This window comes from Prochlorococcus sp. MIT 1303, assembly GCF_001631965.1.
Taxonomy (GTDB): Bacteria; Cyanobacteriota; Cyanobacteriia; order PCC-6307; family Cyanobiaceae; genus Prochlorococcus; species Prochlorococcus marinus_D.
The window spans coordinates 1-12,214 of sequence record NZ_LVHK01000001.1 but is presented as its reverse complement, the minus strand read 5'-3'; the positions used below and the strand labels follow the sequence as shown (position 1 = coordinate 12,214).

The window sequence follows — 12,214 nt, the reverse complement described above, 5'->3', positions numbered from 1 at the left end:
AAAAGTGAGCATTTATTTATTTATTATTTTTATAAATCTTTGAACTAATGTTATGAGCTTCGACGATTTACTTCACGTTGGTAGGCCAAATTTAGGGAACAGAGAAAAGTTTTTATCTCTTGTAAACGAAATCCTAGACAGGCGTTGGCTTACAAATCAAGGTCCCGTTGTCAAAATGTTTGAAAATACTATATGTGAATATTTAGGTGTAAAACATGCATTGACTATATGTAATGCGACGACAGCACTGGAAATCGCGGCTAAAGCTCTTGGAATCAAAGGAGAAGTTATAATACCTAGTTTTACATTTATTGCCACTGCTCATGCCCTCCAATGGTTGGGTGTAAAACCTATTTTCTGTGACGTTGGCCCTAGAACTCATAATATTGATCCCACCAAAATAGAGGCACTTGTAAATGAAAATACTTCTGGAATCCTAGGTGTACACATGTGGGGGAGACCTTGTGATATCGAGACATTACAATTATTATCATCAAAATATAATATCCCTGTATTTTATGATGCGTCGCACGCTTTTGGTTGTTCTTATAAATCCAATATGATTGGTAACTTTGGTTCATGTGAAGTGTTTAGCTTTCATGCTACAAAAATTATTAATTCTCTTGAAGGTGGATTAATAACTACTAACGATTCTAGACTTGCGAGTAAAATAGATAAAATGAGAAATTTTGGATTCACTGACTTTGATAAAGTAGACGAGCTTGGCATTAATGGGAAAATGAATGAAATATCGGCTGCTATGGGATTGACAAACTTGGAATGTATTGATGAATTTATTGCTAAAAATAAGGCAAATTACGATCTATATCGTAAATATTTATCATCAATACCATACGTCAAGCTGATCGAATACTCGGCAGAAGAGTATTTCAATTATCATTATATTATTCTTTATCTGGATACAGTTAACTCAAAGAGATCTAGAGATGAGCTAATTAGTATCTTACATAGCAATAATATTCTCGCCAGACGATACTTCTCGCCTGGTTGCCACCGTATGATGCCATATCAGACAATGACTGATTATTCAAGACTTGATCTAAGGGTGACAGAACTGTTGTCAGAATCACTAATTGCTCTTCCGAATGGTCAGTCTATCGATGATGATGATATTGCCAAAATATGCAGCATTATAAATAATTTTATCTCCAGTCACTAATTTGGGCGTGGACAAGAAATTATACACGCCCAAACTAAAAACCTCTAACGTAGAGAATTGGACGTCTCGTGGATTATTTGTTAAAGTCAAAGAATAAATATTTGCAATACTCCGTTAGCTTGCGAAAAAAATAAGTCGTAATTTTTTAATATACGAATACAGTTCTCAAATTATTTTTGGTATTTATACACTATCTAAGAGTAGGCAACTGACATCCTGTTTTGTCCCAGAATTATACCAACTCTTGATATAAATCTACTAATTAAAATGTTCACGAGGGTTATTTACAAGTTTAAAGAAAGCCTTCAAGGAAAAGATGTATAACAATACCCTTCATGGTTGATAAAAACTTTATAAGTTTAGAATATAACCTTGAGATATTGCAGCTATATCTAGAGTAACCTCAAGAAATAAAAAGGCAAACCGATTAGAAGTATTGTTGCTTTCGTAAATAATAAGAAAGCGTAAAAATATTAAAGCAGAAAAATTAATATGGTAAAGTTAAAAGGCATTAATTAGATCAGTTATGAGTAAAAAAGTAAAACGGGAGTTTTCTTACAAAGCTGGAGAATTAGAGACATCAAAACATGAGCACCGTCGTTCGAAGTATTACGAGGGCTTAGAGATAATGAAGAATATGCCCTATGGCTTTGAAGAACATATTCATGACTTTCCTTGTTTTGTTGGGAGCCTTACAATGGCAAGGTTCTTTTCACTTAAAGATTGTTATGACAAGACTTTAGGAATAGCTGGTCACATCGCTGATGTTGGCGTATTTAGAGGTGCCAGTATGTTCTTTTTCTCTAAGTTGGTTGAATTGTATGAGCCAACGACATTGACACAAGTTCACGGGTTTGACTGGTTTCAAGGGAATAATCCAAGCTCTGTACTAGATAAGGATATTTTGCCTTCAAGTAGTTCAGCGTCATATGAAAATGTATCTAAACTAATTTCCGCTAATAATTTAGAAAATATAATTAGATTGCATAAGCTTGACTTGACAAACGATCTGCCAGATTTTTTTGATAAATATTCTCATTTGCAATTTCGACTTGTTTTTTTAGATACAGGTACTTATAACGTTGTAATAAATGCATTGCCTTTTTTTTGGGAGAGACTGTCTAAGGGTGGCATTATAATAATCGATACCTATAATATTCAGCATACACCAGGTGAAACTAAGGCTGTCAATGAATTCTTTAGTGATAAGAATATTGAAATACGTACATTCAAAAATGGCTGGATTCCCACTGCTTATATTCAAAAATGAATATAGATTCTGAATTGGAGACACATCTTTCTACATTGCGCTCTCAAGGTTTCACATGCATATCTAATTTCACAAGTAAGTCACATGCATTCAAGCTCCTTGAGAGCTTACCCTCAAGCGAGAGGGTACATGACAGCTCACATAGCCAATTTATATACAATTTGCAAAATTACAATCCATCCTTTTATACTACCTTTACTCGCTCAAAGCTTCTTTCTAGAATTCTATATGATTGTTTGCATGATATTTGGTATCAAAAAGTTGAGCCAAATTATATATTGCGTGGTTTGGTTGCTCGGTCATCCTCATCTACTCCACTGAAAATGCATTTAGATTCATTTATTCCCTACAAATCAAAACATATTATCAATCTGATCTGTATATTGTCTCTAGAACCATCAAATAGGTCTACAGGATGCACGGTAGTAGTTCCATACACCCATCTCTCTGGAGAATGGGCAAGCCAATCTTCTCTGGAAAGTGCAATTGATATAAATTGTCAGCCTGGAGACTTACTTTTACTAGATACAAGAACGTGGCATGGTGCACGTGTCAATATTTCAACATCGACTAGGTGGAGTATCACAGCTACATTTTCTAGATGGTGGATTAAACAAAGTTATGACATGGCTATGTCAGCACCAGATTCATTACTTAGAGTTTTGGATCAAAAAGAAAAATCTATACTTGGGTTCTGCAACCGAACACCTCTAGATGAATATGAACGGATAAATATACAAGGTGGATATGAGCTGATACCAGATTAGTCAACAGATTCTTAAATAGTTTACATCGAAAATAAATAATAGAAAAATCAGGTCTAAGAATTTAAGCTAATAGCTATTACCCTCATAGTTATAGATTTATCTTGGAAAAAATGTGCCGAAAACTTCCGATAGGGTCTATAATAAATTTGTTAAATATTCGATTTAATGGATAGTAAATTTGATCCGGTTTTGAGAGATGCTCATTATTGGCGTGAAATGAATCAGGTCTTTAGTGAGAACGATCTTAATCTCAAGTTTATAAGTAAAAATAGCCCTGTATTTACTATGAGACGACATCTCGCACAGTATCTAGCTTACTATGAGTTGTTCAAGAGAGTAGTTGATCTCCCAGGTTCTATTGCTGAGTTTGGAGTATTTTGGGGGAGTGGTCTTTTTACTTGGTTAGATTTAATGGAATTGTTCCTGCCCACTGATAGGGGAAGGAAAATCTTTGGGTTCGATGATTTCAAAGGTTACCGAAAACGATCTATAAGCGAAATAGATCTTCATGGGGTTGAATTCATTGAGAAAGTTAGCTCTACATTCAACACTCCAACTGATGCAATCAAAAAGTTAATAAGAATCAAAAACTCAGACAATCTCGTGCCAAATGATCCAAGAGTAGTTTTGTATGAAGGTGATATTGAAGCTTCGTGGAATAAGTTTATCAAAGAGAATTCAGGGGTAAGATTTTCCCTTATTAATATCGATTTTAATTTATACCTAGCTACTCAATATGTACTTGAGAAAGCTGTTCCACTTGTTGTTCCTGGTGGTGTCATCATACTAAGAGGTTATGGTGTTAAGCCATGGGAAGGTGAAAGCCGTGCAGTGGATGAATTTCTGTCTAAACATCCATCACAATTCAGAATGAAAAATATTAGGTTTAACAACACACCAAATGCCTATCTGGTTAAAATTTAAGTTGAATCCATAAGAGAATTTCCTATAAGCCTTCAAATTGCATTTGAGTTATTCGAAGGTGATGATTATGATTTAAAGTAGCGATTTTGTTTCTCATTATTAATGGTTTCTTGAATTGGTAAAATGATTTGACACTTTAAATCCTGTCCTCAGTGAAACTCCATTAAAAAACATAAAGGTTATGCCATAGCCAATACGTATTGAAAAAAATGGGGTTAGTTCAGAAAAATCCTTTTAGAACCACTTATTGTTTTTCTTACTAAATAGTGTTGTGTTTGTCCTAGATGCTCTCCAAATAATCATCTTCTGAGTTAAGAAGTAGAGATTATTGTTGGTGTATTGGTTAGGTGTCGCTTCCTTTCTAACGTAAGCAACCCACAGTAGTCAACTGCTTATCTTAGTAACTAAGCAAGTTTATCTATTGCCTGCTTAGGCCATAAATTTCAAAAAGCCTCTCATAGTGACGGCTTAGACAGTCAATAAAGTTACACGTACGGTTGAATGAGAGTCTAATTATCTAGATGCTGTACTTGATCACCGTTGAAGTAAAAGACCCCATACAGCTAGTGACATACTAAAACAAAATGGTTACTCTGCTTGGAGTGCATTTTCATCATGACAATGTCGTTGCAAGAGTTCCTAGTAATAGAATCCAACAAGGTTCGGAATTAGAAGGAAACGGCGAAAGTTATTCCTTTTAATTAATTGTAGTCAAATTGCAGGGTAATAATAAGAAGATATAAAAAGTTTCGCTTGTCTTCCTGAGAACACATAATTGAAAAGTATATATTTTATCCGTGATTTCTTATCCGGAATTAGGGTAAGAATGATTCTCCAAAATAAAAATAAAACGCAAATATATAGTTAGAAGAAATACCGTAAAACAACAGAGAGAACAGAGCTTCTTGGAGATGAACATGATGTACTCACAATAAGCACTTCTGATATGTAATGACAAATTGGAACCAACCAGAATAGGATGAACAACGGGACTTGTTTGCGGGTAAAACGACGTCAAGGATACGTGTGATTTTTTCGACCACTGGAAGAGAAAACAAATGGGACAATTTTTGATCAACTAAATTTGAGAAAAAAAGAATCGTAGGCGTTTACTAAATCAAATGTCCGTCGGAGAACCAGCGATAACGGTATACCTAGCAGATGTGCAAGACGAAGCCCTATGCGAAGACGTGAGAGGCAAAGAACCAATCTTCATATCAACTAGATCTTTATCCTGAACATAAATATTCGTATAAAGTCGGGTCACTCTTTTTCCTGGTGCGTTCTTAAATAAAAAAAAATCAGATGATCAGAATGGAAAGGTAAGCAATGTTAACTATAGGCATGAAGTTACAACTTCATCTCAAAATAATTTCAGAGGAGGAGTGAATTGCTTAAATCCTTCAAATATTCAATCAATTCAAGAAAAATGCTAAAATATTTTGTCCGACAAATTATCATGCGTGTCAAGGACATCCAGGATCTAAAAACCTTTTATTTCTCAATAGTCAACTCTTCAGCTATGTGCTTGAAAAATAATAACTTTACCGATAACTGGGACAGCAACAGGTTTGGGGTAAGGGACCCTGGCTATAACAAGAACTTCGCATATGAGCTCAATGAATTCACGGGATCAATAAAAGAATTATTTCAAGTCTTTCGAATGCTTAGTGATGAATATTCAAAAGAATTATTTTTCAGCTATTTATGCTACAGAATGGTTGGGCATACGGCTGTAAAAATTTCCTCAGACTGGGAAAAGCGAATTGCGGCAACAACATCATTCAATCAAGTCGCACAAAATAGCAAAACCGAAAGCGTTTTAAATATGTTAGATTATAATGGGAACAAGTTGAATCACTATGACTTTATTTGGGAAAGTACTAGATATTTAATCGACTGTATCAACCTTACCCATATTCTAGGAATGGGGCAATATTATTATGACCGTAATAATATTCGCATAGCACCTGAAACTGGTGATTATATAATTGATGGTGGTGCATTCCTAGGTGATACCGCATGCATATTTTCTAACAGTGTTGGCGAAAAAGGGAAGGTTTATGCTTTCGATCCTCTTGATGGGCACTGTGATGTTATCCGCCACAATTTCAACCAACTTGATATTGATAATTGCGTACTTTTCCAGTATGGTCTCTCAAACACTACGAACATAGAAGATCTTGCTGCGCTACCTAAGATTAGGATAGATCAATGCGCTCCAGGTTTTTCACTAGCTAACAACCCAAAAATTTCACTCCCTCTGGTAAGTCTTGATCACCTGTTAGCAAAAGGAGATATTGAGAGAATAGATTTTATCAAACTAGATATAGAAGGTTCTGAATTAAATGCACTTAAAGGAGCGACAGAGGTTATCCAGAAATTCAAACCAAAACTTGCAATTTCGCTTTATCATAAACCCAACGACCTCCACGAAATACCTCTTTACATTTCCAGTAATTTTTCATTTTACTCTTTATACATTGACCATTACACCATTCACCAAGAAGAACTGGTTTTGTACTGCATGCCTAATCTAGAAAAGGATTAATCTCATGTTTCTTATTGCCGACTTTTTCGCCATCAATTCATTACCTTTTACAATATATACAAAGGCTGCCGAGGAATAGACTATACTATGATTATAGTGAATAGCGTTTTAGATTTATTAGGCAGTATTTGAAAACCAAGCTGAATCATTCAAATATACTAGATTTACTCCGCACAATGTAAATTCAGATATCATAATCTTAGTCCTAAGCTCTACTTATGCACTGAAATAAAGCAAGCAAACTGGAACACTCGGGATCAGTATTAAGACCTTAAGGGCTTCCATCATTTCATACCTACATATTCAGACAGCATTTTGATATGCCTACATTTAATTCATGAGATTTTACTCGGTTGTTTATTTTAAAAATTGAAGGTTACCGACAACCAAAAGGTGATCTGGTCCTGCAGAATATTTATAGTTCGTACCTACACTAGTAAAATATGACCCTGAGGAGTCATGAATTTTTTAAGTTTCTTAATTGCATATTAAAGTCATATGAAATATCTTCTCTATACCAAATTGCATTTTACAATTAATTTTAGATGGCGTCAGAGGTAGAAATTCAAAACTTCTTTTTAGGCAGTCATTAGAATCACGATTCCATGTACATTTTTATTGTCTTAAATCGATTTTATTGAGGGAATTATTCTGTAATAATGCCGTAATGTGCAATAACTCGATGCTCTAAATTTCAACGTAGAGTGGATATATTGGATTGGAAGCATCAATTACATTTTCTCTAGAATATTTATTTTGTTTATTGAAGGTATGTGATTATCTTGTTGAGCTTTCATGCTTACTGAAAGAAGTATCCATAAAACGTTATTATAATTAGTCTGCAAGGTCTTCAATCCCATGGAAGAGATCAAGGGGGTTCTTGAAAAACAGGAGTAAGTCAGTCAGGCAGCCGAATTGCTGCAACAAATGCGAAAAGTAATTAAAAAATGTCTCAGAAATGCGATATTCAAAAAAATAAACAGAGCTTGAGAAGCATATAACCACAAAAAATTAAGAAGAATTACATATATAATCTGCTTCCCATTCTGAGAAATTTTCTGTATGGATTACTTCGGAAAAAATTTAACATATATTAGCCAACTTCATAATAGATGAAAAGCAGCAATGTCGATAGCCTGAAACAGGTCAAATACGAGAAGAGCCAAAGTAGATAGTATGAGTAAATCAAGCAATCTGTGTCTACTAAAGCTACACGCAATCACGCAAAATAAGACAACCAGAATAGGTAGTAGAAGGAGTATGAGATAATTTAACAAAAACAGCTAAAAGAAACAATCAGGTAAAGGGAAGCAGAATCTAAGCAAGACAATTCAGGAACTTATGCCAATCAAGAATAAAAAAAAACTAATCAAGAAGGATCAAGTGATACGAGATGAATTTTCACTTCAATAACATATAATTAGAAAGGCAAAAGGAATTGGAAGGACGGATGACATGTTGAAACATGATACAGTAATGAGAATGAGACTTCAAAATAATGACAGAGTCAAGATTGATACATCAACTTCTAGAAGAAGGGAACTACCAAGAATGCATAAAATTCTGTCAAGATATAATTAGGAAAAACCCAAACAGCACAGTCGCAAGAAAATACGCAGGTAAATGTCTTCTAATTATTGGCGATTCTGAACAAGCCATAGAATATCTACTAAAGGCCAACGAATTAGACAACTCAGACCCAGAAGTAACCAAAGATATCGGAACTATCTTTGCAAGGCAAGGGGACAAAAATACTGCGCTCTTGTGGTACTGGAGGTCATTAGAAATCAACAAAAACTATGCGCCAGCATTATGTAACATCGGAAAACTCAAACAAATCTCAGGAGATCATCAAGAAGCAATTCGCCTATTCAGACTCTCTATAGCTTCAGATCCATTGCTCTTTCAAGCTTATATTGGAATCGCTAACAGTTCAATAGCAATAAACAACCTCGATGAAGCCAAAGCCTTCGCCGAGAAAGCATTAGAGACAAATAAAAGGGCTCCAAGAGGCAATGAAGTCCTTGGGATTATATGCCAAAAAAAAGGAGAAGAAAGCCAAGCACTGTATCACTACAAGCGAGAACTAGAGATAAACTCTAGAGCGTTACTTTCGCTAATAAATCAGGGCACAATTCTTTTTCAACAAGACAAAACAGAACAAGCTGTGGAGTCACTACTAAAAGCAACTCAAATCAAACCCAGTGAAGAATGCTCACTACTTCTAGCGCAAGCATATGAAAAACTAGGGAAACTCCAAGAAGCAATTTCTGAATACCAAAAGCTAGCAGTAAAAAATACAAAAAATAAACTTATTCCCTATAAGATTGGTGTATGCTTTCAAAAGATTGGCAGCCATAACGATGCGATAAATGAATTGATGCTGGCCACTGAAATTGATAGTTCTTTCATTGAAGCTTGGCACAGTCTGAGCATTTCTCTTGCCTACAATGGTCGCAAACAAGAAGCTCATACAGCGGCACTCAAAGCAATAAATCTAAGTCCCAATAACATCAATGTTCACATTCAGCTAGCTAAAACTTACATAGATTTAGGCAACCTTGATCAAGCTTTAACCTGCATCCTCAAGAGTCTTGAACTCAACCCTGATGATCCGGATTTATATATGATGATGAGCATTATCAACATAAAGCTCGGCAACTTAGATCAAGCTATTGACTCCACACTAAAAACACTCAAGCTTCAACCCGACAACCCGGAGGCATATATTAATCTAGGCGGAATCTATCACGATCTAGATAAAACAAATGACGCAGTCTCATGTTTTTTGAAATCGATAGAACTCAAAACCGACAATCCAATTGCATACATGAACCTAGGCAGCGCATACAATAATCTCGGGGCAATCGATCAAGCTATCGCAGCCACTCTAAGATCCTTAGAACTTCGATCGAATAACTCAATAGCCCGCATGAATCTGTGCAGAATGTACAGGCAAATTGGTTATTTCGATCAAGCAATTAATGCTATTGAAAAATCTCTGGTCCTAAATCCGAAAGACCCTGATGCGCTCAGCACCCTAGGAGATACACTAAATTCAATGGGACAATTGGAAGAATCAATTGAAGCCTATAAAAAGGCCTTTGAGATTAATCCAACAATCAGCAATGCCTGCAAAGCATTATTACACTTCTCCGATATTTATATAGAAAAGGATGAAATAGCCGCCGAGAGGAAGGATTACCTTGAAAACATTGTCAAAATATTTAGAGGTAAAATTAAAACACTACCCGATGAAAAATTTCCATACTTATCGCTCTTGATGCTTACATATCAAAATTTAAGCGATGACAAGGAAATTATGCAATTCATCTCAGAACATACATGCTCCTATCTAAACTTAAGCAAACGAGATCGGTTAAGTAGTTCATTTAGACAAGAAGAGCAGGTCCACAACAAAGGCGGGAATGGTATTGGATTTTTCTTTGACAATACTGATAGCGAGCACGTTATTGTGCGGCATTACTATAATTTAGTCAAAGCTTGTAAGAATGCTGGATTTAAAATTACCCTTATTAAAGGTCCGAATGCGATCGGACATGATGATATTAAACTCAGATCTGCCTCCTCAAGGGTAATACAATTAAGTAACAACCTCAAAAGATCTGTAGAGCTACTCAAATCACAAAATCTGGATTTGCTTGTATATACAGAGATGCATTCCAGCTCTGCTCCATACAGCTTGGCTCACAATAGAATTGCACCAATCCAAATTGTATTGCCTGGCAATGAAATTACAACTGGGCTAGATACTATAGACTATTATTTTTCTAATGACATTAACGAGCCCCAATATGCTCAAAAAAACTATTCTGAAAAGCTAATACGCTTAAATTGCCTGGCAACCACCTTAAATCTAGACAACTTTTGCTTTAGAAAAATTGAAGCAAAAGCAGAACTTGGAATACCTGAAAATAAACAGCTAATTGGAATTATGCACAATCCCATTAAATTTCATCCCGATATGGATGAAATTTTTGAGGGAATAGCACAATTAAACCCTGACATAAATTTTGTTGCTGTAGTCTTCAATGCTGCACAATCAGAACGTCTAAAAAAAAGATGGCGGCAGAAAGCTCCCAAAGCATTTTCAAAATGTCTCTTTTTAAACAAAATGAAGAAAGAAAAGTATTTTATGACCCTATCTCATATGGATGTAGTGCTTGATCCATTATACAGAGGAGGTGGGACGTCATCATTTGATGCTTTGGCATTAGGAGTACCAATTATCTCGATGCCAGTCAATCACGCAAGAAGTAGGTTCGTGCATGCACTATATAAAGTAATGAAGTTAGAAAAGTCACCTATAGCAAGAAATCGAGAAGAATACGTTAAGTGGTGTACGGATATACTCTCATCCGACGACCTGCGACAAAGCATATCCTCATCAATTAGGAACAACTTTCACGAGATCACTAAACTTACTAGCAAGTCCGAAGAAGAGATGGTTGAGGTATTCAATAATTTACTCAAAAGTAACATCAGAACATGAAAGTCAATTGCTTTCGTGGAAATGAAAGTGAATAAATAATTTCTATGTCTATCCCAATAGATTATAAGAGCATAGTTTGACTTTCTATAGGTGCATAAAATCTCCTTAAGGTAATAGCTCCTGTAACAATGACATCTAGCCATCACATAGTTGTGACGTCCAGAACCGATAGGGAGAAGTGCAACTCAACCATTATGTCAAACCAAAACAAACAGGGGCTAAGACTTTGAGCATCCATTAAGACATCCCGCAGTTGAATCAACATCGACAGCAATCAAACCATAACCAGACCTAGATGAAGACACATAGCCATTATGAGCTGTAACTACGGCTAATGGTGTTGATGAGAAAGCAAGCCAGAGCCGGAGCAGACTTAGTAAGATCACTATCTCATTCTTAGAAACACGAAATAGCATCAGAAATAAATGTGACTAGACGGCTCATAGCCAGAACTGAAATCCGCAAGATCAGAAGAAAAATCCTATGCAGAAGTAAAGTTGCCAGGATTTCCTCTCCAAGTAAGCCGAACAAGGCGGCATTGATCATGGCCATCGTGCTTTACGGCATACATGCTTGGTAAACGCCTGCAGGATTCACCGCCGAGATCAGCTCAGGGGGCAGCAGGTGAAGATTGATCGAACAGCCGGGAAACCGAGCTTTTCTCGCTCCGCCAACCAGGCTTCGGCCACCTTGCGGTCCAGGTTGCGGATACGGCCAATAGTTGCGGTTCTCTCTGTAACAGAAATCACGCCACGAGCTTCTAGAAGATTAAAGGTGTGACTGGATTTAAGAACGAAATCAAGACCGGCGCGGGAATGATGGACTGCAAGAAAGCCCTTGCAGAGAGTGACGGAGATATGATCAAGGCGAGCGAATGGCTGCGTCAGAAGGGTGATCTTGATGTGCTTCGCTCTCTCTTTGTCATGGCTGGCGAGACCATGGCTACAGAGAATGTCTTGACCAGTGAATTCAGCGATTTGCAGCCTGGTGACAGCACCCTGCTTAACAG

The 12,214-nt window shown here is 36.3% G+C and carries 6 protein-coding genes and 2 pseudogenes; 7 read left to right on the top strand and 1 reads right to left on the bottom strand.

Going from position 1 to position 12,214, the window contains the following annotated elements; all coding sequences use genetic code 11:
* The first annotated feature begins 52 nt into the window (after positions 1–52).
* From PMIT1303_RS00030 to PMIT1303_RS00010, 6 genes are all read left to right on the top strand, one after another.
* On the top strand, positions 53–1,180 hold the full coding sequence (locus PMIT1303_RS00030; RefSeq protein WP_063397017.1) for a DegT/DnrJ/EryC1/StrS family aminotransferase: 1,128 nt from the start codon (positions 53–55) through the stop codon (positions 1,178–1,180).
* A 526-nt stretch (positions 1,181–1,706) separates the two neighbouring features.
* On the top strand, positions 1,707–2,450 hold the full coding sequence (locus PMIT1303_RS00025; protein WP_063397016.1) for a class I SAM-dependent methyltransferase: 744 nt from the start codon (positions 1,707–1,709) through the stop codon (positions 2,448–2,450).
* Positions 2,447–3,217, top strand: a complete 771-nt coding sequence (locus PMIT1303_RS14295; RefSeq protein ID WP_082824403.1) for a phytanoyl-CoA dioxygenase family protein — start codon at positions 2,447–2,449, stop codon at positions 3,215–3,217. Before PMIT1303_RS00025 ends, PMIT1303_RS14295 begins: the two co-directional genes overlap by 4 nt.
* 165 nt (positions 3,218–3,382) lie before the next feature.
* Complete coding sequence (locus tag PMIT1303_RS00020) at positions 3,383–4,141, top strand: TylF/MycF/NovP-related O-methyltransferase (RefSeq protein WP_156486841.1); 759 nt, start codon at positions 3,383–3,385, stop codon at positions 4,139–4,141.
* A 1,390-nt stretch (positions 4,142–5,531) separates the two neighbouring features.
* Positions 5,532–6,692, top strand: a complete 1,161-nt coding sequence (locus PMIT1303_RS00015) for an FkbM family methyltransferase (protein ID WP_156486840.1) — start codon at positions 5,532–5,534, stop codon at positions 6,690–6,692.
* A gap of 1,498 nt (positions 6,693–8,190) precedes the next feature.
* Positions 8,191–11,205 carry a tetratricopeptide repeat protein gene (locus tag PMIT1303_RS00010; RefSeq protein WP_063397015.1) on the top strand — a complete coding sequence of 1,005 codons (3,015 nt, stop codon included), beginning with the start codon at positions 8,191–8,193 and terminating at the stop codon, positions 11,203–11,205.
* Positions 11,206–11,810: 605 nt separating this feature from the next.
* Here PMIT1303_RS00010 and PMIT1303_RS12590 read toward each other — a convergent pair.
* Positions 11,811–12,008, bottom strand: a pseudogene (locus PMIT1303_RS12590) (glycine--tRNA ligase subunit alpha); the annotation flags it as partial.
* 12 nt (positions 12,009–12,020) lie between these two features.
* Here PMIT1303_RS12590 and PMIT1303_RS13090 point away from each other — a divergent pair.
* Positions 12,021–12,098, top strand: a pseudogene (locus PMIT1303_RS13090) (elongation factor Ts); the annotation flags it as partial.
* Positions 12,099–12,214: the final 116 nt, after the last annotated feature.